The organism is Moraxella cuniculi (assembly GCF_900637105.1).
Lineage (GTDB): Bacteria > Pseudomonadota > Gammaproteobacteria > Pseudomonadales > Moraxellaceae > Moraxella > Moraxella cuniculi.
Genome location: NZ_LR134343.1, coordinates 490228 through 513981 on the forward strand (window position 1 = coordinate 490228; position 23754 = coordinate 513981).

Sequence of the window (23754 nt, forward strand, 5' to 3'; positions counted from 1 at the left end):
GGTATGGATCATGACTTGCCCAGACCTGCTTGCTGCAATAACGCCCCAAAGCTGCCCAGTGTTTTTTCCACTTTTTTGCCAGTCTTAACCGAGTTGCGTGCAGTCTGCTTGGCAGGGTTGTCAGCAAGTTGCTCCCTGCGTTTATTTGTCTTGTCTGCCTGTTTTTTGTCAGATTTTTGTAGCTTCATACTAAAGCCAATGCGGCCTCTTGCTTCATCAACCGAGATGACTCGCACCTTGACAATGTCTTGTGGCTTGACAACATCGGCAGGATTTTGCACATAATCATCAGAAAGCTCAGAAATATGCACCAGCCCATCTTGATGCACACCAACATCAACAAAGCAACCAAAAGCGGTAACATTGGTTACTACGCCCTCTAGCACCATATCAATTTTTAGATCTTTGATGTCATTAACATCATCACGAAATGATGCGGTACGAAACTCTCCACGAGGGTCGTGTGCAGGTTTGGCAAGCTCACTTAGAACGCCCGTCAGCTGGCTGAACGCATCACCATCACCGAGCGACTTGGCAAGTGATTCGTTGCCCAGCACCTCATCAAGCGATTTGCCATGCTTTGCCAAAATCTCATACACCAAGCCGTAACTTTCGGGGTGAACGCCTGTGGCATCAAGTGGCTCATCGCCATCTTTGATACGCAAAAATCCTGCCGCCTGCTCAAAGGTTTTCACGCCCAATCTTGGGACATTTTTTAGCTGCTCACGATTGCCAAAAGCACCATTGGCACGGCGATAATCGACAATTTGCTGGGCGACATTTTTGTTCAGCCCAGAAATATGTGTCAAGATTGCAGGACTTGCGGTATTAACATCAACGCCAACCGCATTCACACAATCCTCGGTAACTTTATCCAAGCTACTCTCAAGCTCGGTCTGATTGACATCATGCTGATACTGCCCAACGCCAATGGCTTTTGGCTCAACTTTTACCAACTCAGACAAAGGATCTTGCAATCGCCGTGCAATCGACACCGCACCACGCACCGAAACATCCAAATCAGGCAGCTCAGCAGAAGCAATCTCGCTGGCTGAATACACCGATGCACCTGCTTCAGAGACAACCAATGCAGTTGCAGACAATGCTGACTCACGGATTACCGATTTTACCAATTCTTCGGTTTCGCGGCTGGCGGTACCATTGCCAATCGCCACCAATTGCACCTGATGGGCCGTGATGAGATTTGCGATGCTGCTTTTGGCTTCATCAAGCTGATTGTGCGGGTTAAACGGATACACCGTATCGGTAGCCAACACCTCGCCTGTGCCATCAATCACTGCCATTTTTACACCATGGCGAATGCCGGGATCAACACCCAAAATCACCTTGCGACCTGCAGGTGCCATCATCAGCAAATGCTTCAAATTCTCGGCAAAAACAGCAATGGCATCACTCTCGGCTGTCAATCGGCGTTCGGTCAATAGACGATGCTCAATCTGCGGTCGCCATTTGACCGACCATAGTTTTTGGGCGGTATCGGCAAGAAACTCGCCACTTGGCGATGCTTGGTTAATATCAAAATAGCTGATGATTTTTTCGACAAATGGCGTATCCTCTCCCTCCACCGACAACACCAGCACATTTTGCTGGCGACCACGCAACATTGCCAACAGGCGATGGTTGGACAGCTTGGCAAATGGCTCGCTATGCTCAAAATAATCTTTAAATTTCTCGCCTGCTTCACGCTTTTCTTCACCAACCAATGCCGAACGGATATTGGCAGTTTTATTAAAAGCTATGCGTACCTCATCTAACAAATCCAGCCTAGTTGCCCATTCGTCCAAAATAATCGCTTGCACGCCTGCCAACTGTTTGGCAATGTCCTCAAAATCCGCCTCAAAAGTCTCGCCAGACTCATCGGTCAATGTCTGCGGTGGATTAAAACCAGCCAACGCCTCTAGCGGAGCAACACCTGTCAAGATATGATGAGCGATTGGCTCAAGCCCTGCCAATTTTGCCTTGGCAGCCACTGAGCGGCGGCGAGGACGATAGGGCTGATAAATTTCTTCCAGCTCAATCTTGCTTGTCGCTGCCGCAACTCGCTCGGCAAGCTCATCGGTCAGGGCATTTTGGGCGGTCAATAGCCCCAATATTTTTTGGCGGCGAGCAGCAAGGTCTCGCTCGGCGATCAGGGATTTTTCAAGCTGGCGTAGCATTTCATCATCAAGCCCACCCGTCTGATCTTTGCGATAGCGTGCAATAAATGGCACACTGGCACCTTCATCAAACAAGCTGGCAAATGAAGCGACTTGTTGCACCTTAATATTGTGCTGTATGGCAAGTTTTTGATAAATAGACTGATTATCAATCTGAAAATCGGTATCTTGGGCAGATTGTGTCATAGCAACTCTTTGTTATTAAACACCATTATTAAACATACGAAAATTAAGCCACCAAAGCACATGGTGGACACTGTGTCGTATTATAGCAAGTTTCGGCAAAAACACCAAAATTGCCTTGATTTGCCAATTTTGACCCAAAAGTGATCGCCAAACCGAGAAATTAACAAAAAATAGTTACATTTTTTTGTGCAATATTGTACACTAGCTATAATTATACTTTTTGACAAATCATGGCAAAAGGACAGGAAAAATGACTGATACTCTTGATAATTTGACTCATCGCATTTTGGTGGTTGATGATGATGCTCGTCTGCGTGCATTGTTGCAGCGTTTTTTGGAAGATGACGGCTATGTGGTGCGTGTGGCACATGATGGCAAACAAATGGACAAGTTCATCGCTCGTGAAATGTTTTCGCTAATTGTGCTGGACTTGATGCTGCCTGACGAAGATGGTATCGCCATCTGCAAAAGATTGCGTGCCGACAATGCTGACATTCCCATCATTATGCTTACCGCCAAAGGTTCGGATGCTGACCGCATTGCAGGGCTTGAGGCTGGTGCTGATGATTATTTGCCAAAGCCATTTAATCCAAAAGAGCTGCTGGCACGCATTAAGGCTGTGCTACGCCGCCAAAATCGTGAATTGCCCGGTGCCCCTAGCCAGCAAGTAGAAGTGGTGGATTTTGGCCCTTGGACACTTGATTTGTCCACACGCACACTCAAACGAGACGGCAATGTGGTTACGCTGACCACAGGGGAATTTAGCGTATTAAAGGCTTTGGTACAGCACCCCAGAGAGCCTCTGACACGAGACAAGCTGATGAATTTGGCACGCGGTCGTGAATGGGGTGCAATGGAACGCTCCATTGATGTGCAAGTATCTCGCCTACGCCGACTCATTGAGGACAATCCTTCGCAAGCACGCTATATCCAGACCGTTTGGGGTGTGGGTTATGTGTTTGTCCCAGATGGTGCCGAAGGCTAAATCTCATAATGATTTGACAAAATCAAGCGGTCATCACTCTGGTGTAGACCGCTTTTTGGTATTTTTCCATCAGCTTGATGGCCATATAAACAGCAACGCACACTGGCAATATCTGATAAAGCTGATGGCATGGTCAATTTATGCTGTGGTGATTGGCTGCAAAGTTGCATGGGTAAATCGCTTAGGCAAATTCAGGAACCGTCGTTTCACGACTTAAACCATATACACTAAACGACCCTGACTGTGGCTGCATCTTGACTGTTTTGCCAATATACAAGCGAAACGAATGCCCATTGGTCAAGCTGTTTAACTGCACAAATGGCTCGGCTGTTTTTGTCTCTTGATAATCCTGAAAATACGCTCTCACCTCTTCCACCGAAATGCCACGCCGTTTTGCTTGATGCAAAATGCGGTGCCGCAAAGGTATCTTGGGTGCGGTGCGATAATAGCAGGCATGACCAGTAACCCTATCTTGTGGCACAGCACGAATGCTGGTCATATGCACATAGTCGGTGAGCCGCTCTAGCCATTTTGCCAAGTTTAGGTCTTGCAATGCTTGTTCGGTTGGGGCAAAAATACGCACTCTAAAACCCAAAAAACCAATTTGTTTATCGGCATTTATACGATACTGCGGAAAACCCACACCGTATGAGATTTCACCATCATCGTCTTGTTGCTCAACGAAGGCGAGATGGAGCTGGGTGTAGAGTTTGCTCCAAATTTGATAAGCTGTTAATTCAGGACTATCTATGACGGTCAGTTCAATGTAATAATTCATAAACATTCTCATTGTTTTAGACGAATATCAGACACATACGCCAAGCCTTTTTTACCCAGATAAAATGATGATACGCCTGCATTATCTATCATCTGCTTTAGCTCCATCGCTTTTGGCAGGTCAATATCCAAAATGATTTCAAGCTGTCCACTGGCTTTGGTGAGATTATAGGGAGTATGGGTTGTTTTTTTCTTGTTACCCATTAAAGGATTTAGAAAATCTCGAACACCATTGAAGTTTCTTTTTGAAAACCCCTTAATTGTACCTCTCGTTGAAATATATTTTGAGATATCAACACCTCCTTGCTCAAGTTCGTTTACCATCACATAAAGACCTGCGGAGTACAACCTTATTGGATCAATGGTATTATTTTTTTCAACATATGATTCTTCAGGAAACAAATGTTCAAGAACTTCCAAACAATCCTTCAATTTTTTCTCAAATTTTACAACATTTTCCTTGTTTGCTAAATTCTCAAATCTTGAAATTTGCTCATGTAAACTTTCGATTCGCTTATCACTTGGTTTTTCCTTTTTGTATTCTTGAGTTAATTTGTCTTTAACAAGATTAATTTTATCTTGGAAAAATTGAACAGCCTCCATTGGTTGAATATCAAATTGAACCTTGTTTAAAATATGCGATACAGACACCTCCTTTTCAATTTTTCTTATCTTGGGATTGATAATAAAATCAAGCAACTCTTCAAAAGTAAAATCTAAAACAGACCATAAAGTGGCAGAATAATCAGAGAAAAATAAAGGCTCGTCTTCTTTTAACACACCAATAAAGCTACTTTGCGGCGGTCTATTTTCAGATTTATTAATTAAAAAAGCTTTTTCAATCCATGTTTTCGAATGTTTGGTATGTTGAAAAGAGATCTCCATATCTTTGAAATAAAAATCATCATTATTTTTTACCTGATACAACTTTCTTTGATCTCCAATCAACCTAGACAAAATACCCAAAATCGTATTATGAGAAATTTCTTTTACATCCTCTGCTTCTTTTGACTTAGATGATGCCTTAAATTCTCTTTTTTTAACAGGCTCATCATTTGAACCTGTTAAAAATGAGTTTTGCCAAGAGGATTCATAATCAATGATAATTTTCATTATTATTCTCCTTGTTGATAATAAATAGCATATTCTCCACTTTTCTGCGGGCTAATTTTGCTAATATCCTTTCTGATACGGAACATATCTTTAGGCTGCTCAAAGTTATTGTAATCAACCTCAACACTTTCTACATACACATAGCCTTTGGCTTGAGAAAAACCCAAGTTTTCTATCATATTAAGCATTTGTTTTACCAAAGTATTGATGGCATCTTCATTTAGCAAAATACCTTTCTGTCCTTCTGCAAAAATTGTTCCTTTGCGAACAAAGTTATTATGATAGGTTGCCTTAATATCCCCATGAGCAAAATCTAAGGTTTTAATATAGTTTTCAATTTTTTCAGCCAATGCGATACCCTCTTTGTCAGTAGTAATCTGTATAGCTTCTTGGCCAAAGTCATTGGATAAGGCAATAAATTGCAGTTGTTCAATATTGATTGAACCGTAAGCGATATATTCCGTATCGCCAAAAGTTGTCTTAGAAAATAATGAGTTGCTTTTATCTTTACCAGATTTGGTTTCCTGCTTTTCTTTGCTGCCCGCTCTTCCTAATTGTTCAAAATTGCCTTTTTTACCCAATTCTAAGAAGTCTGTTAATAGCAACGGACTTGTACGCTTATTCTCATTTCTCGGGATAACATAACCCCTTAACAATCCCGTCATTGAACATAAAATCTTATCAACATTCTCATGAATTTTTGGATGCTGCCAATTAATCACATCATCTTTAAACAAATGATATCGGATGCAGTTTTGGCTGATATAAAGGGGAGTCTCATCAAAATCAACTTCTGTAGCCTCTTTTAAGGTTTCGAATTTTTCACCTTTATCATTTGAAGCCAGTTTCTTGTTTGTGTAACCTCTTAGTTTTGGCATATTATGATTGGTTACGGTTTTCCATGAGCCATCAATTAAAGTTTTGAGCTCTGTCGATCCATTCCAATTCACCACGCCATGACCGCAAGCCTTGATTTTAAAATCAACACTTTTGATACCTGTTACTTTTTGCATGATTTACTCCTTGATTAAACTCATTTAAGTGATTAACTGTTTGTGAATGATATTATCGCATACATGAGTATGCAGATTTACTTTTATAAGCTTGCAAAATGTTAATACTACATCTAACCGACTTCATCAACAAGCTCATTATCCATAGATTTTGGGCTTGCCAATACATTAATCGGCATCATACCAACCGCCTGCTTGGGTGTGCGTACATAATACATGGCAAACTTATGTCGCTCTCGTTCGCCCCCGATGTATGCCAAATCTTCTGGCGTATAGCTGGTATAAATCGGATATTCTGGCGAGCGAGCCAGTTTCAGCAGCTCATAATCAGCAAATGACTTTTTGTGCGTATTCTCGCCACTGCGTCCATTTAGGATCTGATGATGTTTTTTGTGCATAAAAGCCAGCAAATCTTTTTCGCTATCTCTCATCTCAAATCTACCGCCTTGCAGTCGATCTGTGCTTTCGGTCAGACCGATATACACCTGACTGTGATCGGTGTCTTCATCATAGGCATATTCATTGATAAAGCTTGGATTGAGCTGATTATCTACCATACAGACCGCCATCTGCACAAAGCGATTATCCCCACGCAAAGACACTCTGGCGATTTTGGCAATTTGATCTGTTTTGATGGATTTTTTACTGCTGATGCTGATGGGATCAACCAGCTTACGATGAATCATCTGCACACTTTGATTGAGTGATTTTGCAATATCTTCGGCAATTTTTTCTACTGCTGATTTATCTTGATAAAACGCTTGATACAGCCGATACAGTTCATTTAACCCCATCACATTGCCATGATCTGACAGATGGCTTTGTAAATAGTCAAGCCATGCGACACTACTGTGAAACACGCACATATTTGCCAAAAATTTGGCTTTACTACTGCTTTGTTTTTTGGTCATCAATGACTGTGGTACCGCCGTTGTGTACACGCATTGCTTGGCTTCACCAAAACGGTTGAGTCGCCCTAGCCGTTGCAGCCAGTTTTCTGGGCTCGTTAGGTCAGTAATCATCTCGTCACAGCTGATATTGAGTGAGGCTTGTACAATCGGGCCACTGCGTAAGACTTGATATTGACCATTGCCATGTTTGCCAAAACTGTCTAGCACGCTGGCAAATAGATCAGCCTTGTCTTGTTTGATGAATTTTGAATGCAGCAAAATGGCATTTTCCTCATCTTGGTGAAGTAGATAACCAAGCTGAGCATCTTGAGCGGTATTACTGATTACAAAGGTGGCTTTGTCGCTACTTACAGCATTCACTATCAATGGACTGATCTGCTCGGTCTCATCATATACATCAAATACGAATTGATATTTTGCTAGATTAAAGCTATCCATACGAACCACGCGACTATCATCAATCTTTAGCACATTTTTCACAAAAAAATCATGCGGCGTTGCTGACACAAGTAAAGTATTGGCTTTGGCACCTTGCAGTTTTTTAGCTTCAATCAATTCGGCAAACAACAAATTCATCGCTGGGATGACAATCAGCTCATGAAATTCATCAAACACCACATGATATTGCATAAAATCCATCATGCTGGTAATTTTTTGGTGCGAAATAATGCCATTTAAAATCTGGTCAATGGTCGTAATGATGACATCACCAGAAAAATAATCTTCCACCTTGGTATCAGGCAATGCTATCAGCGGCGTATCGCCTTGAGAGATTTTCTTAAATTCGCCTGTAAAAATTTCAATACGGCTATTGGACAGATATTCTTTTTGGGTCAAATCATGAAATAAACCCAAACACACCTGCACTCGTGGACAGACCCAAATGATTTTTTGGGCATGGGTTTTCATTGCCCATTCTAGGGCAATTTTGGTTTTGCCGCAGCCTGCCGGTCCCTGTAGCACTGCCACATTATCACTATCTTCAAACTCTGCAATCATGGTAAGTTCAGACAACTCTTTGGCGACTGTGCTTTGTGCCTGATTGCGTTCGCTGTTAGGATATTGACGCTCAAAGCCATCCAAGCACGCTTGGATATGCTTGCCAAGCTGACTGTCTGTCGCTAGCACATCATCCAAGGCATACGCCAGCGTACCTTCTTTTGGATAATCTTGCAAATCTTCTGACGACATCTTTGAGACGATGCGATCGGCTGTAATGACCGCCATTCTCACCAAATTATGATAAGCATTGGGTGCAATATCAGCGACAATCTCATCAATCTCTGTAGCGATGTTTTCATATGCTTTATAAGGTGGTAAATCATCTCGTGTCAGCTCATAGTGGTAGGACAAAGTAGGCAATAACTTGGTCAAATCAAAATCATCTTGGCAAAACCGCTCAGCGATTTTATAAATATCCTTAAAAATCGCTTCTAACTTATCCATCAGCTTAGCTATGCTGCTCGTCCCAAGCGATTTGATAAACAGCTTATCAATGCCTTTTGCTTGATCAAAAAATTTGTCATCTTTGCGATAAGGGCGAGTATGATGCCAATAAATGCTATGGGTGATTTGCCCATATTGTGCCGAATTTAACTCGCCATTTTCTTTATTTTCTTTTAATAATGACGCCGCAAGCAGCCATGAGAGTTCATTATGCCTTGGGTGGTTTTCAAAACCAAACTTGCCAAACCCCCGATCGCTTTGATTGATATGTACACCATCTTCTGGCAGTACGACAATTTCTTGTTCTTTGTTCAGTTTTTTGGTTAGCCACTCTTGAAACTGCGGATCTAATTTACCGACATCATGCAGCATCCCTGCAATGAGGGCAGATTGTGCCAATTTGGGTTTATTTAAATTTAAGCTCTTTATCAAATGATATGCCAAATAACCCACCGCAAATAAGTGTTCGCTTAATATTTGCCCTTGGCTATTGGCATAAATATCTTTTACATTGATTTCAATATCCATAATTAATTCCTTCTTTGTCCAATTCACAGGCACAAAGCCCCATTCATTGAATTTATTGCGATTGCCCACAATCCACAACAGTTCACTGTGTTTACGTGTATGAAAACGATAGCAACTCACCGCAGTACTTTTGCTTGCCGTACGCGATAGCAATTTTTTCACCATTGCCAGACCATCTTCGGTAATCACTGTTTGCCATGTATTATCGCCAATACGATTAGCAAAAGCGTCCAAAACCTGCCTTGTGCGTGGCAAAGCCTTCTTTTCACATTGAGAAATAAAGGTAACAATCATAGTCAATTTTGAATAAAAAAGAATTATTGAAATTTTCAGGCTGTCCGAACTTGAAAATGTTGTGAAGCATTTTTGACTTGCTCAAACATAAAATCTAAGGCTTGATATTGAGTAAATTTTTGCAGAATTTTCTGACGAAATTCTTGTTCAGTAAATTCTTCTTTGGCACAGATAAACGCCCAAGGGAGCACAATCGCGTCTTTGATTAAATCCGCCACATCAAACACCAAAGCACCACGCCGTGTTTTGCCATGCATTACCGCGAAACCATGCGGAATGCCCAACACCCATAGCGTTGTCGCACCCAGTCCATACGCCAAATAATTGCCATGATTCAAAAAATTATTGGCAAGATCGCCTGCTTCATGATTGCGTTCAAAAGATAACTGACATCTTGTGGCTGCTGCTTTGTAAAGTTGTTTGGTCATCATGGCTTCAGCCAGCAACAACTCATTTACCGTGTTGATTTTGGAAATTTTATTTTGAAATGAAGTATAAGCCTGCGAAATATCAACCTCATCGGCATAAAATCCAAACTCATGTAATTGTTTATCTTTTGACCAGATTTGCTTAATAAATTCAATTCGTTGCTTTTGAAATTCTTTGGCAATAACCAATCGTTTTTGCTCATCAAACCAAAATGACAACCAACCTTGCACATATTCGGTCGGGCGATATTCATTTTGCGGATTAAGCCATTCAATTTCGGCACCCGAAAATAATGGCGTAGCACCACCCCCACAAAAACCAACCAAAACACCTGCACTGGCAAGCATACGCATAGCAGCTTGAGTAATTGATGTTCCCGTACCAAGCAAAATGCAGGTGGTGTTGGCGATGGGGATATTATAATAATGATTTTCGTATTTGGCTTCGGTCAGATACAAAACGCGACCATCTTTTTGCATCACTCGGCAATGCTCAAGATAAAAGATATTTGCCCGCTTTGAATGCAAAATCGCTTTGAGATCCTTAGGCTTGAGCGTGTCCATGGCGTCAATTTCCTTGATGATGAATTTAATTTAATCACACTCATTGTAGCCTGTCAAGCGATGATACGACCAAATTATAAGCTTATATTTTCCATCTGCCACATTGGTTATGCTATACTAAATTTGCCGTCAGATGATGATGGAAGTAAAAAACCTTTATTTTTTTAACTATTTAAAAACTTAATAAAATCAATAAGTTATAACTGGTCAAATTTTGATTGGGTAAAAAGGGTCAATTCATCATAAATGACTGTTATTTCTTAATTTTTTGGCGTATAATTACTCTTCACGACCGCATAGGTCGCTTAGAAAGAAGTGATCTGGTACTGGGATCTCATCCAGCCCTTCACGACCGCATAGGTCGCTTAGAAAATTCATTATCGCCATTTTTAGCCGTTTTAAGCCTTCACGACCGCATAGGTCGCTTAGAAAACTACCCCCTGATTGTGATTGGCGAGCATTAACTTCACGACCGCATAGGTCGCTTAGAAAAGCCATCACTTGGGCAAACCAGTTACGGTTATCTTCACGACCGCATAGGTCGCTTAGAAAACCATAAGCTAAATATTCAACATCAAAATCAACTTCACGACCGCATAGGTCGCTTAGAAATATCACCTTTATCACCTTTAGGGCCGGTTTCGCTTCACGACCGCATAGGTCGCTTAGAAATACCTTTGGCTATGTTCGCACTACAGAAGTAACTTCACGACCGCATAGGTCGCTTAGAAATGTTCTTTCACAATGGATTTTTTCGCCAGCTCCTTCACGACCGCATAGGTCGCTTAGAAAATTAACTCCGTATCGCTGAAACAACAATGCCCCTTCACGACCGCATAGGTCGCTTAGAAATTTGTCAGAGCTTAGCTTTTGCTATCCTTAAGCTTCACGACCGCATAGGTCGCTTAGAAATAATAGCCCAGTGGTTAGCCACAACGCTACACTTCACGACCGCATAGGTCGCTTAGAAAACACATTTCTACGTCTTCATATAAGCGGGCTACTTCACGACCGCATAGGTCGCTTAGAAATCCAATTAGTTTTACTGTTACTTAGTTGCCATCTTCACGACCGCATAGGTCGCTTAGAAATAGAGGTAAAGCACCAAGCCGAGTAATGTTTACTTCACGACCGCATAGGTCGCTTAGAAACTGTAGCGTTGAAGATTGTTCAATCATCAGTGCTTCACGACCGCATAGGTCGCTTAGAAATGAAGTCTACAGGGAGATGTTGATCGTCATCTCTTCACGACCGCATAGGTCGCTTAGAAAGGTTGACCGCACTTTAGTGAAGATATTATCTCCCTTCACGACCGCATAGGTCGCTTAGAAATTCCGTAACGAAGGAAGCATTGTCCCCAGCCCCTTCACGACCGCATAGGTCGCTTAGAAAATATCGTCAATGTTGGTGAGTTGCGAGGTTAACTTCACGACCGCATAGGTCGCTTAGAAATCCAAAGTTGGATACTTGCCATCATAATCGCGCTTCACGACCGCATAGGTCGCTTAGAAAGGCGATTTCGGTTGGGTGTAATTTAGTCATGTCTTCACGACCGCATAGGTCGCTTAGAAAGTGCACCGATACACCAGTTTTTATACGTTTCCCTTCACGACCGCATAGGTCGCTTAGAAAGTTTCTTTTGATTTTTTCCACGCTTTCTGGGTCTTCACGACCGCATAGGTCGCTTAGAAAAAGCGTTTTTGTAGGTCTTGTGCGACCACAGACTTCACGACCGCATAGGTCGCTTAGAAACAAGATTAAAGTTCCGTTTTCTAGTGTTGCTTCTTCACGACCGCATAGGTCGCTTAGAAAGTAAGTCCTGTGTGGTGTTCAGAATACCCATTCTTCACGACCGCATAGGTCGCTTAGAAAACATAGCTTAATACTGTGCCGTCTGATTTGATCTTCACGACCGCATAGGTCGCTTAGAAATTATGTTTTATCACCCAAGAGCGGTATTCTCTCTTCACGACCGCATAGGTCGCTTAGAAATCAAACCATTTTGACCACATGAGTTTGTTGCACCTTCACGACCGCATAGGTCGCTTAGAAAAGATTTAGATTTAACATTAAAAGCCATGAGAACTTCACGACCGCATAGGTCGCTTAGAAACAAGCGTCTACACGCTTGCGTGCAGCTTTTGCCTTCACGACCGCATAGGTCGCTTAGAAATTTAGTCCAGCTTCGATGTACGTTTGCTTGGTCTTCACGACCGCATAGGTCGCTTAGAAATAAAAAGCTCGCTGGTGCTGACAACTGTGCAGCTTCACGACCGCATAGGTCGCTTAGCGAATTAACCACAAGGTGAAATACCCATGCCCTGCCCAAATGTGCTACAATAAAATCAGTTCACCATCAACCAACGGGGAGCTGCAATGCACCATCACAATTCCGAACTTTTTGCCAAAGCTGTACAATGGCGAGAAAACATTGTTTTTAGTCAAGAAGTGCTTGGCAAAACCTTTCATTTTAATAGCACTTGGGGGATTTTTTCGCCCGAAAAACTCGATGACGGCAGTCTGATGCTGCTTGACCATATTGACTTTCGGTCAGATGACAACAGCATTGATTTAGGCTGCGGCTACGGTGTGCTTGGCATGACCGCCGCACGAGAATGTCCACAAGGACAGCACTTGCTGATTGACAAAGACTTTGTGGCGGTGGAATACGCCAAATTAAACTGCCAAAACAATCAGCTGCACAACGCCACAGTCATGCTCTCAAACGGCTTTTATCATGTTGATAAAACTTACAAATTCAGCCTCGTCATGAGCAACCTGCCCGCCAAAGCCAGCAAAGAACAACATTATTTGTATCTGATTGATGCCTATCAAGCCATGGAAATCGGGGCAAGGTTTTATGTAGTAACAATTAACGGACTGCGTGATTTTATGAAACGATCTTTTGGCGAAGTTTTTGGCAATGCAACCAAGGTCAAACAAGGCAAAACCTACACCATCACCATGGCGGTCAAAGAAAATTGATAAGGATAACTTATGAATTTTGTGCAAATGAAAAACCACTGGCAAGCACGATTGTCCACCAAGCGGTTTGGCGTGATTGATGAACAAATCCAACCAAAATCCATCGATACAGACGCCATTCGCACCAATTTTCATGTGGACTACGATCGTGTGGTTTTTAGTCGAGCATTTCGCCGACTGGGACGCAAAACACAAGTCCACCCATTTGCACGCAGCGACCATACCCACAACCGCCTGACACACAGCGTAGAAGTGGCGAGCGTTGGTCGCAGTCTGGGCAATGCTGTCGGTGCCAAGCTACAAGATGCCCACCTGTTGCCAGATGGCTACAGCCCGAGCAATATCGGCACCATTGTGCAAGTGGCTTGCCTTGCTCACGATTTGGGCAACCCAGCTTTTGGTCATACAGGCGAGGCGGCATTGCGAGAATGGTTTGCCAACCCAAAGCATGAGATTTATTTAGAAAATCTTAACGAAATACAGCGACAAGATATCTGCACTTACGAAGGCAATGCCCACAGTCTGCGTACCGTGTTACGGCTAGAAATGTACCAAAATCAAGGCGGTATGCGGCTAAGCTGTGCCAGCATTGGTGCCTTGTTAAAATACCCATGGGCAAGCAACAACCCCCATGCCAAGGGCAAAAAGTTTAATATCTATCAAAGCGAAATGCCACTCATTCGCCACATCGCCGCCGAATTGCAACTGCCCGAACTTGCCACCGACCATTGGGCAAGACACCCCTTGTCATACCTGATGGAAGCTGCTGATGATATTTGCTATGCCCTGCTTGATTTGGAGGATGCTGTAGAGCTTGGACTGATTGACATTGCTGATTTTCAAGATATTTTGGGCAACATTGATGGCGTTGCCAAATTGACCAACATCAGCAATATTGAACAGCGTTGTGGAGCGATGCGTGGCACCGCCATCGGACAAGCCATACAGGGCATTAGCCATGCTTTTATGCTGCATCATGACGAGTTATTGATGGGCAAATTTACCCACAAAGACCTGCTCGCCGTCTGCGATGAATCCATCAAAAACACCCTAAAAGAAGCCAAAAACCTCGCTGCCAACAAAATTTTTCGCCATGACAGCAAACTAGCTACCGAAATTGCCGCTTTTGGTTGTCTAGGTTCGATACTGGATTTGTTGATTCCTGCGGTCTTTGCTCATCATCAAAATCAACAAATCAGCACCAAACACGCCCTAGCACTGGATTTGATAGGTTTTGACAAATCAGCCAAAAATAGCCTGTACCAAGACTATATGAGCGTGCTGGATTTTATTGGCGGATTGACCGACAACACTGCCGCCCGCTTGGCACGCGACATTTCGGGCGTAAGCATGGTTTAGGCGTCCTTGACTCATTGGTCGCCTAAAAATGCGTAAAATCAGCCAAACATATTTTCCCTTTTAGCACAACCAAACTACCATCAACCACGCCCAAAACAGCATGATTGATGATAAATTTAGCAATCGCCCTTGAAAAATCCGTATTTTACCACTATCAAGATGGGGAATTTTAACCTTTGGGGCGATGATTATGACTGAACAAAATACCGAACACAGCACTGATGAAGTGCTACAGACCAGCACCGACAATGCCAAAGCCGATGAGCTAGCCACGCTACAAGCAACCATCGAAACACTGACAGCACAAGTCAAAGAAGCAACCGAAACGGCAGCTCGTGCCAATGCCGAAAGCTACAATGCCCAACGCCGCATGGAGCAAGAAGCCGAAAAAGCCAAAAAATTTGCCTTGCAAAAATTTGCCAAAGAGCTGCTTGATGTCGTGGACAATCTGGAGCGTGCCATTGACAATGGCGAAAAAACAGGCACAGACGAGGCGGCACTGGAGGGTATTCGCCTGACGCACAAATCGCTGCTTGGCGTACTTGAAAAAAATGGCGTAGTTGCTGTTGGTGAAGTTGGCGAGGCATTCAACCCAGATTTGCACGAAGCGGTGGGTATTTTTGCCGATGCCGAAAAAGACACCATCGGTCAAGTACTACAAAAAGGCTACACGCTCAATGAGCGAACACTGCGACCTGCGATGGTACTGGTTGGAGCATAATCCTAAGGATTTATTGAATAATTTCAATGGCTTAAAAATCAAAATTTTTTGAAAAAATTTCAAAATTTTCCCTTGAAAAGCCAAAAATCATACAAATATAGCACTTACTCTGGCAGGATTTTGAATTAAACTTTCAAGTCTGGCTAAAGCAAACAACCTTAATCATTAAAATAATTTTAAATTGGAGTAAACTATGGCTAAAGTAATTGGTATTGACCTAGGCACCACCAACTCATGTGTGGCAGTGCTTGAAGGCGACAAAGTAAAAGTAATTGAAAACGCCGAAGGTGCGCGTACCACGCCATCTATCGTGGCATTTAAAGACGGCGAGACCTTGGTGGGTCAAGCTGCCAAACGCCAAGCGGTTACCAATCCAAAGAACACACTGTTTGCCATCAAGCGTCTAATCGGTCGCCGTTTTGAGGACAAAGAAGTTCAAAAAGACATTGGGCTTGTGCCTTTTAAAATCGTCAAAGCCGACAATGGCGATGCTTGGGTTGAGGTAAACGACAAAAAACAAGCACCTCCACAAATCAGTGCCGAAGTGCTACGCAAAATGAAAAAAACCGCCGAAGATTATTTGGGCGAAAGCGTAACCGAAGCTGTTGTAACTGTACCTGCTTACTTTAACGATGCTCAGCGTCAAGCCACCAAAGATGCGGGTAAAATCGCAGGTTTGGATGTTAAGCGTATCATCAACGAACCAACTGCTGCTGCACTTGCCTATGGCATGGACAAAAAAGGCGGCGACAAAACCGTGGCTGTGTATGACTTGGGTGGTGGTACATTTGATGTGTCAATCATCGAGATCGCTGATGTTGATGGCGAGCAACAATTTGAAGTTCTGGCGACCAATGGCGACACCCATTTGGGCGGTGAGGACTTTGACCTTGCATTGATTGATTATTTGGTTGAAGAGTTCAAAAAAGAACAAAATGTCAATCTAAAAGGCGATCCGCTTGCCATGCAACGCCTAAAAGAAGCTGCCGAAAAAGCCAAGATTGAACTGTCAAGCAGCCAATCAACTGAGGTAAATCTGCCTTATATTACTGCCGATGCCTCAGGTCCAAAGCACTTGGTGGTTACCATCAGCCGTGCCAAACTTGAGTCTTTGACCGAAGAGATGGTTGCTCGCACCATTATTCCTTGCAAAACCGCACTAGAAGATGCTGGTCTATCAGCAAGCGACATTGACGATGTTATCTTGGTTGGTGGTCAAACGCGTATGCCGCTGGTACAACAAAAAGTGCAGGAATTCTTTGGCAAAGAGCCAAGAAAAGATGTAAACCCTGATGAAGCGGTTGCAATGGGTGCTGCTATCCAAGGGGCTGTGCTTGCTGGCGACAAAAAAGATGTGCTGCTGCTTGATGTAACACCGCTAACCTTGGGCATTGAGACCATGGGTGGCGTGATGACGGCAATCATTGAGAAAAACACCATGATTCCAACCAAAAAATCACAAGTGTTCTCAACGGCAGCCGACAACCAGCCTGCGGTATCCATTCAGGTATATCAAGGCGAACGCAAAATCGCCAACCAAAACAAACTGCTTGGCAATTTTGATTTGACAGACATTCCGCCAGCACCGCGTGGCGTGCCACAAATTGAGGTTACTTTTGACATCAATGCTGATGGTATTATGAACATTTCTGCCAAAGACAAAGGCACAGGCAAATCACAATCAATCCAGATTAAAGCAGACTCTGGTCTATCAGAGGCAGAAATCGAGGAGATGATTCGTGCAGCCGAGGCAAATGCCGCCGAAGATGAGAAATTTGCCGCCCTTGCCAATGTGCGTAACGAAGCCGATGGTCGCATTCATGGCGTACAAAAAGCCCTAAAAGACGCTGCTGACAAGGTCAGTGATGACGAAAAAGCAGCAGTTGAGGCAGCCATCACTGCCCTAGAGGCTGCCGCCAAAGAAGACGATGTTGATGACATCAAGGCCAAACTTGAGGCATTGGACAACGCCTTCTTGCCAGTGGGTCAAAAAATCTATGCCCAAGCAGGTGGCGAAGCTGGTGAAGCACAGCCAGAACAAGCTCAAGCTGACGATGGTGTCGTTGACGCTGAATTTACCGAAGTCAAAGACAAATAATCAGTCAGCATTACCAAACAAAAAAAACAGCTCATGTTGCATGGGCTGTTTTTTATTGCATTAGCCAAACAATAGATGGACAATCCAGCACAACAAAGCCGCCCAAGCCAAAGCCACCTTGCCCATCAAGATAATAACGCCCAATCATGTATGCGATTTATAACCCTGACAAGGTCGCCACCGAACAATAAAAATGCTATAATAAGCACAACTACCAGCCCGCCAACCAAATGGCTGGCACAACCAATCAAAGGAATCAGCCAATGAATGATATCATCAGCCAATTTTTGCCGATTTTTTTTGTTACTCTTGGCGTTTTTGTTTTATTCTTTTTGTTTATGGGTATTGGTTATTTGGTAAAAAAACAACCACTCAAAGGCTCGTGTGGCGGTGTGGCAAATTTGATGGGTGATGAATATTGTCAATTCTGTGGCAATGACCCAAATAAATGCGAAAACAACAACGATTTTGACAAAGCCACCCAAGCCAAAGCCAAAAATTTATCCAAGCCTGCCTAAATACCAAAAGCAAAAAGCGTAACATGAATAGTTACGCTTGTGGGCGAGCTGATTTATTTTTGTCGCTGTCTTGCCACTTCATATAACATCATGCCCGTGGCGACGCTGACATTGAGACTCTGCGGGCGGCCAGTCCTATCTGCCATCGGAATATAAACCAGCGTATCGCACATCTGCTGGGTCAATCGCCGCATGCCTTCGCCTTCTGAACCCATGATGATTGCAACCTTGCCAACAAAATCACACGCCTGCACTGGCTTGGCAGTCTCATCAAGTGCTGTGCCAAAAACAAACACGCCTGCTTTTTTCAGTTTGTCCAAAGTGCGTGCCAAATTGGTTACCAAGACAACATCAATCACCTCTGATGCCCCAACCGAAACTTTGGCAACTGTCGGCGTAATCGGTGCTGATTGATGCTTGGGTATGATGACGGCATCAACGCCCATCGCACACGCTGAACGCAAGCAAGCCCCCAGATTATGAGCATCGGTAATCTGATCAAGCACCAAAAATAACACATCAGGCTTATCCATCAATACATCAAGCAAAGCCTCATCAGCAACCGCCTTGGCTCTGGCTGAAGCGACAACGCCTTGGTGCTGATGACTGTCGCAAAGCTGCGATAATTTATCCTTGTGTGCATACTGAACACTGATACCAAACGCTTGAGCCATCTCAATGATGCGTTGGTGTTCGTGGCTTGGCTGACCATCTTCACGCAATTGTACAAACACCGCCAGCACCTCTTCTGGACGGCGTTTTAATAACATGGTTACTGCATGAATACCATAAAAATGTGGCATTTTTGCCTTGGCTGACCTAGCCTCGCCTTTTTGGTGTGCAGATGACTTTGGCAAGTTGCGATAATCGCCTCGGTTTGGGCGTTTTTTGTTGGTTGCGTTCATGAAGTTTTATCCTGATAATTTAATCATAGCCACCATCTTATTGGCGGTTTATATAATAATTTGACAAACACTTAGGCAGTGTGTTGCATTAACCCATCAATTGCCAAGCAAATCTCATCAGGGTGCAGGGTATCTATCTTGGCAACTTGAGCGGCTGGCTCTTGGCTACGGACAAGCTGTGATAATCGCTCGCCCAGCGTCAAATAATAACGACAAGTGTGCTGTAGTGTCCGCCATGCTTGATATGCCATTTGGCTGCTAATTAGCACACAGGTATTGTGCTTGTCCAGCAAAGGCTGCAAATGATTAAATCGCAACTCTAGATTATCTGGCACACGCCGCTGATACCAATAAACATCATCAACCTGCACACCTTTTGCCAACAAAGTGTCTTTTAATAGCCTGCGACCGCCAACACCGCACCAAATCAGCACCCGCTCGCCCGCCTGCAAAGTGGCAATCTCTGGCAATGCCAGCATACCCTCATTGCTGGCAACAGCTGGCAAAATCACCGAAAATCCACGAGCTGATAACACTTTGGCGGTCGCCTCACCAACGGCAATTATCGGTGCGGTCATCGTGGTAGCGACAGTTGTCAAATCCACGCCAAGCTGCCCAAGATATGCCAATGCTCGCTTTGCCGCCTCAACACTGGTGATAACCAATGCATGATAATCGCCAGTCAGCCACTTTGTCATCATTGCCTGCTCGCTGATACTCAAGGACAGCGAAACAATTTCAAGCAGTGGCAAATTCACCACAGGCACTACCGTGATTTGGTCAATTGCCGCACTTCGGTGGCTGGGTCTGGTATTGATAAGTAGCGGAGTCATGCGTTGTCTTGATATATCGCTTGCAAAATCTTATCCGCCCCCTGTGCCAGCAAATCTTCGGCAACTGCTGTGCCTAAATTTTCGGCAGCGGATTCATCACCGCCTGTCAGCACAATGCTGTTTTGGCTTTTTAACAGAACTGTGCCATCAAGCGAACCAACGCGTCCACGCAAGCTAAGTTTATCCCCAGCGATGGTTGCAAATCCTGCAATCGGCACTTGACAACCGCCTTGTAAAGTGCGATTCATCGCTCGCTCTGCCATGACACACAGGCGAGTGCTTGCATGATTTAGCGGTGCAAGCAGCGACAAAACAGCAGCATCATCGGCACGACACTCAATCGCCAACGCCCCCTGTCCAACCGCAGGCAAACAAAGCTCATCATCAAGCTCATGACGAATCCTGTCATCAAGCCCCAATCGCTGTAACCCACTGGTGGCAAGGATAATCGCATCGTACTCGCCTGCGTCCAGCTTAGCTAAGCGTGTGCCAACATTACCACGCAAACTTTTGATTGATAAATCAGGGCGTGCCTGTCGCAACTGACACTCACGGCGTAAGCTCGAAGTTCCCAGCACAGCACCAGCTGGCAATGCTTGCAGACTGTCATATTGATTGGATACAAATGCATCGGTTGGGGCGTGTCGTTGGCAATATGCTCCAAGCACCAAGCCATCAGGCAGCACCATTGGCACATCTTTTAAAGAATGCACAGCGATATCAGCCCTGCCATCATACAGTGCCTGCTCAAGCTCTTTGACAAACAGCCCCTTGCCACCGATTTTGGCAAGTGGCGTGTCCAAAATTTTATCGCCACGAGTAACCATGGTCAAAAGCTCAACAACCAGCTGCGGATACAGTGTCTCAAGTGCTTGTTTAATAAAATTCGCCTGCCACAGAGCCAAGGGGCTTTGACGAGTAGCGATGGTTAGAGTGCGTGCATTCATACAAAATCCAAATTATATTACTTATGCCTATTATAAGAGTTTTGGCACGCAAATGGCAAAGTTTGTTCGCTGTTTTGGCAATTTTTCTGATTAAGCGTTATTCTTGTCAGCAAATATGGTATACTTTTTGATATTTTTATTATCAAGAAGGCAGATTATGACAGAACAAACTTCAAGCATGTGGGGTGGTCGTTTTAGTGAGGCAACCGATGGTTTTGTGGCTGAATTTACCGCATCGGTCAATTTTGATAAACGCATGGCAAAACAAGACATTCAAGGTTCCATCGCCCATGCCACCATGCTGGGTCGCTGCGGTATCATCACCAGCGAAGAAAGTGATTTGATTATCAGTGGTCTAAAGCAAGTACAAGCCGAAATTGACGCTGGTCAATTCCAATGGTCGGTCGCCCTAGAAGATGTACATATGAATGTCGAATCTCGCCTGACTGCCCTAATCGGTGATGTCGGCAAAAAGTTGCACACAGGCAGAAGTCGCAATGATCAGGTGGCAACCGACATTCGCCTATGGCTAAGAGATGAAACGGATAATATCTTGGCACTGCTAAAACGCCTGCAATCAGGCTTACTTGATTTGGCGGACAAGCACACCACCACCATCATGCCCGGCTTCACCCATCTACAAACCGCACAACCTGTCAGCTTTGCCCATCATGTGATGGCGTGGTTTGAGATGCTTGTGCGTGATAGTGAGCGATTTGCCGACACTCGCCGCCGCATCAATCAAATGCCACTGGGCAGTGCCGCCCTAGCAGGAACAACATATCCAATCGATCGCACGATTACCGCCGAACTTCTGGGTTTTGAGGGCATTTGCCAAAACTCACTTGATGCGGTATCAGATCGTGATTTTGCCATCGAATTTACCGCCAATGCCTCGCTGCTGATGATGCACCTATCACGCATGAGCGAAGAAATTATTCTGTGGATGTCGGCACAATTTGGTTTTGTGGTGGTGCCTGACCGCTTCTGCACAGGCTCATCAATCATGCCCCAAAAGAAAAACCCCGATGTGCCAGAGCTTGTGCGTGGCAAGGCGGCAAGGGTCTTTGGGCAATTGACCACTTTATTGACACTCATGAAAAATCAGCCGCTGGCATACAACAAAGACAATCAAGAAGACAAAGAACCATTGTTTGATTGCGTGGATACTATTACGGGCAGCTTGCTTGCCTTTGCTGATATGCTGCCAAACCTTGTGCCAAATAGCGAAAATATGCGTGCAGCAACCATGAAAGGCTATGCCACCGCAACCGACTTGGCAGATTATTTGGTCAAAAAAGGCTTGCCGTTTCGTGATGCCCATGAAGTTGTTGGCAAGGCAGTGGCTTTGGCGGTGCAGACAGGCGTTGATTTGTCAGAATTATCATTGGCACAATTACAGAGCTTTAGTCCGCTGATTGCAGATGATGTATTTGATTGCCTAACCCTCGAAGGCTCGCTACAGGCTCGAGACCATCTTGGTGGCACGGCCCCCAATCAAGTCAAACAAGCCATCATCAGAGGCAGACAGCGCATCAGCTAAGCAACAACACACCCCAAATTGGGGTGTTTTTAATGCGACAAATAAACCAGCAACCACCCACAAAGCTACAATCCTTAATGGCATTTTTGACAAATTTTGCAAAAATACCTACGGGGTATTTGCAAATCATTCCGCCTGCGTATATAATATATGCTTTAAATGAATAATCACACATACGGTGAAATCATGTCCTCTTGCAGCAACACCCACAAACACAGCCACCCTCACGGCGATAATCACGACCATGACCACAGCCACGATCACGGCGGACATGGTCATAGTCATGTACCCAATGACAAACGCATCTTGCTTATCAGCTTTGTTATCATCACTGGCTATATGTTCATCGAATTTGCTGGTGGTTGGTACTTCAAAAGCCTTGCCCTACTTGCAGATGCAGGACACATGGCAAATGACAGCCTAGCATTATTCTTGGCATTTGTCGCTTTATATTTTAGCACCAAAGTACAAATGTGGGCAGCACTGCTCAATGGACTATCACTCATTGTCATCGCTGTATATGTACTGATTGAGGCAATCAACCGCTGGGGCAATCCACCAGAAATGCTGGCTCTGCCAATGCTTGGTGTTGCTATCATTGGATTGCTTGTTAATATCGGCGTTGCTTGGCTTATCCTAAAAAGCGACCAAGAAAACCTAAACATCCGCTCTGCTTATCTGCATGTGTTGGCGGACTTGCTCGGCTCGGTGGTTGCTATCATCGCAGGTTTGGCGGCGTGGTTACTGAACTGGCTATGGGTAGATATTGTCGCCAGTGTGATTTTGAGTATTTTTATCCTAAGAAGTGGCATCATGGTAACTAAGGCTTCTTTTTTAAGAATCAAAAACGCCAATAGTGATGATAATCATGATAATCACAATCACGACCATAGCGACCACAAACACTGATTACAAAAATCCCCAAACTTCAGCTTGGGGATTTTTTATAAACAAAACTGATTACTTAACGGATAATCTTAGCGAAATTGAACATAATCAGCGTCAATTTCTACGCGTTTTTTGCGTAAACTGATGTCAGTTTCGCCATTGATGGTAACTGTCTTGCCAATCAACTCTTGTGGATTTTGATAATAATCATCATCAATCTCAACAATCACAGTGCCTGTTTGGTCTTGCAATTCAAACTTTTCATTGCCCAAAAAACGCACAATCTTGCCCGTGATGGTTACTTGTCTGTCATCACCAACTGACTGAACAGTGGCTGCGGTAACGGTTTGGATACCTTGTTGTTGATTGTTTTTGGCATAAGCCATCGGTGCTGCTACCACAGAAACTGTCAATGCCGCTGCCAAAATTTGCTTCATAAAAGTCATAATAAACTCCAAATAATAAACTGTTTGTTTTGGCTGATGGTTATTGCCATCAGTTGATGGTGCATATTAAACCACATCAACCTTAACTA

The 23754-nt window shown here is 44.0% G+C and carries 18 protein-coding genes and 1 CRISPR repeat array; of the genes, 8 read left to right on the plus strand and 10 right to left on the minus strand.

The genetic code is table 11. From position 1 onward, the window contains the following. Positions 1-8: 8 nt before the first annotated feature. Positions 9-2363: a Tex family protein gene (locus tag EL162_RS02335; RefSeq protein WP_126329815.1), complete on the minus strand. Its 2355-nt coding sequence runs from the start codon at positions 2361-2363 to the stop codon at positions 9-11. Positions 2364-2613: 250 nt separating this feature from the next. Between EL162_RS02335 and ompR the strand changes: the two genes are divergently transcribed. Then, on the plus strand, positions 2614-3348 hold the full coding sequence (ompR, locus tag EL162_RS02340) for an osmolarity response regulator transcription factor OmpR (protein ID WP_076554665.1): 735 nt from the start codon (positions 2614-2616) through the stop codon (positions 3346-3348). Positions 3349-3529: 181 nt separating this feature from the next. On the opposite strand, the gene cas6f is transcribed toward ompR, so the two are convergent. The 5 genes from cas6f to cas1f all read right to left on the minus strand — a co-directional run bounded on the left by cas6f (position 3530) and on the right by cas1f (position 10422). Then, positions 3530-4126, minus strand: a complete 597-nt coding sequence (gene cas6f, locus EL162_RS02345; RefSeq protein ID WP_126329817.1) for a type I-F CRISPR-associated endoribonuclease Cas6/Csy4 — start codon at positions 4124-4126, stop codon at positions 3530-3532. Positions 4127-4134: 8 nt separating this feature from the next. Beyond that, positions 4135-5238, minus strand: a complete 1104-nt coding sequence (cas5fv, locus tag EL162_RS02350) for a type I-Fv CRISPR-associated protein Cas5fv (protein ID WP_076554663.1) — start codon at positions 5236-5238, stop codon at positions 4135-4137. Positions 5239-5240: 2 nt separating this feature from the next. After that, the gene (gene cas7fv, locus EL162_RS02355) at positions 5241-6251 is read right to left on the minus strand and encodes a type I-Fv CRISPR-associated protein Cas7fv (RefSeq protein WP_076554662.1); all 1011 of its coding nucleotides are present in this window, start codon (positions 6249-6251) and stop codon (positions 5241-5243) included. A 113-nt stretch (positions 6252-6364) separates the two neighbouring features. Beyond that, the gene (cas3, locus tag EL162_RS02360) at positions 6365-9430 is read right to left on the minus strand and encodes a CRISPR-associated helicase Cas3' (protein ID WP_126329819.1); all 3066 of its coding nucleotides are present in this window, start codon (positions 9428-9430) and stop codon (positions 6365-6367) included. 35 nt (positions 9431-9465) lie between these two features. Continuing rightward, on the minus strand, positions 9466-10422 hold the full coding sequence (gene cas1f / locus EL162_RS02365; RefSeq protein ID WP_126329821.1) for a type I-F CRISPR-associated endonuclease Cas1f: 957 nt from the start codon (positions 10420-10422) through the stop codon (positions 9466-9468). A gap of 284 nt (positions 10423-10706) precedes the next feature. Then, positions 10707-12715: direct repeats of the CRISPR family, unit length 28 nt; unit sequence CTTCACGACCGCATAGGTCGCTTAGAAA. Between the two features lie 83 nt (positions 12716-12798). On the opposite strand from cas1f, the gene EL162_RS02370 reads away from it, so the two are divergent. The 5 genes from EL162_RS02370 to nqrM all read left to right on the plus strand — a co-directional run bounded on the left by EL162_RS02370 (position 12799) and on the right by nqrM (position 18103). Beyond that, positions 12799-13407: a class I SAM-dependent methyltransferase gene (locus tag EL162_RS02370; RefSeq protein ID WP_126329823.1), complete on the plus strand. Its 609-nt coding sequence runs from the start codon at positions 12799-12801 to the stop codon at positions 13405-13407. A gap of 12 nt (positions 13408-13419) precedes the next feature. Then, the gene (locus EL162_RS02375) at positions 13420-14766 is read left to right on the plus strand and encodes a deoxyguanosinetriphosphate triphosphohydrolase (protein ID WP_197718989.1); all 1347 of its coding nucleotides are present in this window, start codon (positions 13420-13422) and stop codon (positions 14764-14766) included. Positions 14767-14956: 190 nt separating this feature from the next. Then, positions 14957-15487, plus strand: coding sequence for a nucleotide exchange factor GrpE (grpE, locus tag EL162_RS02380; protein WP_076554659.1), 531 nt, complete (start codon positions 14957-14959; stop codon positions 15485-15487). Positions 15488-15680: 193 nt separating this feature from the next. Next, the gene (gene dnaK, locus EL162_RS02385; protein WP_126329825.1) at positions 15681-17585 is read left to right on the plus strand and encodes a molecular chaperone DnaK; all 1905 of its coding nucleotides are present in this window, start codon (positions 15681-15683) and stop codon (positions 17583-17585) included. A 263-nt stretch (positions 17586-17848) separates the two neighbouring features. Further along, positions 17849-18103 (plus strand): (Na+)-NQR maturation NqrM, encoded by a 255-nt coding sequence (gene nqrM, locus EL162_RS02390; protein WP_076554656.1) that lies wholly within the window; start codon positions 17849-17851, stop codon positions 18101-18103. Positions 18104-18156: 53 nt separating this feature from the next. On the opposite strand, the gene rlmB is transcribed toward nqrM, so the two are convergent. The 3 genes from rlmB to hemC form a co-directional block, all read right to left on the minus strand. Further along, complete coding sequence (gene rlmB / locus EL162_RS02395; RefSeq protein WP_126329827.1) at positions 18157-19008, minus strand: 23S rRNA (guanosine(2251)-2'-O)-methyltransferase RlmB; 852 nt, start codon at positions 19006-19008, stop codon at positions 18157-18159. Positions 19009-19079: 71 nt separating this feature from the next. Then, the gene (locus EL162_RS02400; RefSeq protein ID WP_126329829.1) at positions 19080-19841 is read right to left on the minus strand and encodes a uroporphyrinogen-III synthase; all 762 of its coding nucleotides are present in this window, start codon (positions 19839-19841) and stop codon (positions 19080-19082) included. Continuing rightward, positions 19838-20788, minus strand: a complete 951-nt coding sequence (hemC, locus tag EL162_RS02405) for a hydroxymethylbilane synthase (RefSeq protein ID WP_126329831.1) — start codon at positions 20786-20788, stop codon at positions 19838-19840. The genes EL162_RS02400 and hemC overlap by 4 nt, the downstream gene beginning before the upstream one ends. A gap of 157 nt (positions 20789-20945) precedes the next feature. Here hemC and argH point away from each other — a divergent pair, with 157 nt between their 5' ends. Both argH and EL162_RS02415 read left to right on the plus strand, forming a co-directional pair. After that, the gene (gene argH, locus EL162_RS02410; RefSeq protein WP_126329833.1) at positions 20946-22331 is read left to right on the plus strand and encodes an argininosuccinate lyase; all 1386 of its coding nucleotides are present in this window, start codon (positions 20946-20948) and stop codon (positions 22329-22331) included. A 159-nt stretch (positions 22332-22490) separates the two neighbouring features. Next, the gene (locus EL162_RS02415; protein ID WP_197718990.1) at positions 22491-23240 is read left to right on the plus strand and encodes a cation diffusion facilitator family transporter; all 750 of its coding nucleotides are present in this window, start codon (positions 22491-22493) and stop codon (positions 23238-23240) included. A 68-nt stretch (positions 23241-23308) separates the two neighbouring features. On the opposite strand, the gene EL162_RS02420 is transcribed toward EL162_RS02415, so the two are convergent. Next, positions 23309-23665 (minus strand): NirD/YgiW/YdeI family stress tolerance protein, encoded by a 357-nt coding sequence (locus EL162_RS02420; protein ID WP_076554652.1) that lies wholly within the window; start codon positions 23663-23665, stop codon positions 23309-23311. Between the last annotated feature and the right edge of the window lie 89 nt (positions 23666-23754).

Bases quoted from the DNA above. Each gene is read 5' to 3' on its own strand.
- EL162_RS02335 (WP_126329815.1), bottom strand. From the start codon at position 2,363: ATGACACAATCTGCCCAAGATACCGATTTTCAGATTGATAATCAGTCT.
- ompR (WP_076554665.1), top strand. From the start codon at position 2,614: ATGACTGATACTCTTGATAATTTGACTCATCGCATTTTGGTGGTTGAT.
- cas6f (WP_126329817.1), bottom strand. From the start codon at position 4,126: ATGAATTATTACATTGAACTGACCGTCATAGATAGTCCTGAATTAACA.
- cas5fv (WP_076554663.1), bottom strand. From the start codon at position 5,238: ATGAAAATTATCATTGATTATGAATCCTCTTGGCAAAACTCATTTTTA.
- cas7fv (WP_076554662.1), bottom strand. From the start codon at position 6,251: ATGCAAAAAGTAACAGGTATCAAAAGTGTTGATTTTAAAATCAAGGCT.
- cas3 (WP_126329819.1), bottom strand. From the start codon at position 9,430: ATGATTGTTACCTTTATTTCTCAATGTGAAAAGAAGGCTTTGCCACGC.
- cas1f (WP_126329821.1), bottom strand. From the start codon at position 10,422: ATGGACACGCTCAAGCCTAAGGATCTCAAAGCGATTTTGCATTCAAAG.
- EL162_RS02370 (WP_126329823.1), top strand. From the start codon at position 12,799: ATGCACCATCACAATTCCGAACTTTTTGCCAAAGCTGTACAATGGCGA.
- EL162_RS02375 (WP_197718989.1), top strand. From the start codon at position 13,420: ATGAATTTTGTGCAAATGAAAAACCACTGGCAAGCACGATTGTCCACC.
- grpE (WP_076554659.1), top strand. From the start codon at position 14,957: ATGACTGAACAAAATACCGAACACAGCACTGATGAAGTGCTACAGACC.
- dnaK (WP_126329825.1), top strand. From the start codon at position 15,681: ATGGCTAAAGTAATTGGTATTGACCTAGGCACCACCAACTCATGTGTG.
- nqrM (WP_076554656.1), top strand. From the start codon at position 17,849: ATGAATGATATCATCAGCCAATTTTTGCCGATTTTTTTTGTTACTCTT.
- rlmB (WP_126329827.1), bottom strand. From the start codon at position 19,008: ATGAACGCAACCAACAAAAAACGCCCAAACCGAGGCGATTATCGCAAC.
- EL162_RS02400 (WP_126329829.1), bottom strand. From the start codon at position 19,841: ATGACTCCGCTACTTATCAATACCAGACCCAGCCACCGAAGTGCGGCA.
- hemC (WP_126329831.1), bottom strand. From the start codon at position 20,788: ATGAATGCACGCACTCTAACCATCGCTACTCGTCAAAGCCCCTTGGCT.
- argH (WP_126329833.1), top strand. From the start codon at position 20,946: ATGACAGAACAAACTTCAAGCATGTGGGGTGGTCGTTTTAGTGAGGCA.
- EL162_RS02415 (WP_197718990.1), top strand. From the start codon at position 22,491: ATGAATAATCACACATACGGTGAAATCATGTCCTCTTGCAGCAACACC.
- EL162_RS02420 (WP_076554652.1), bottom strand. From the start codon at position 23,665: ATGACTTTTATGAAGCAAATTTTGGCAGCGGCATTGACAGTTTCTGTG.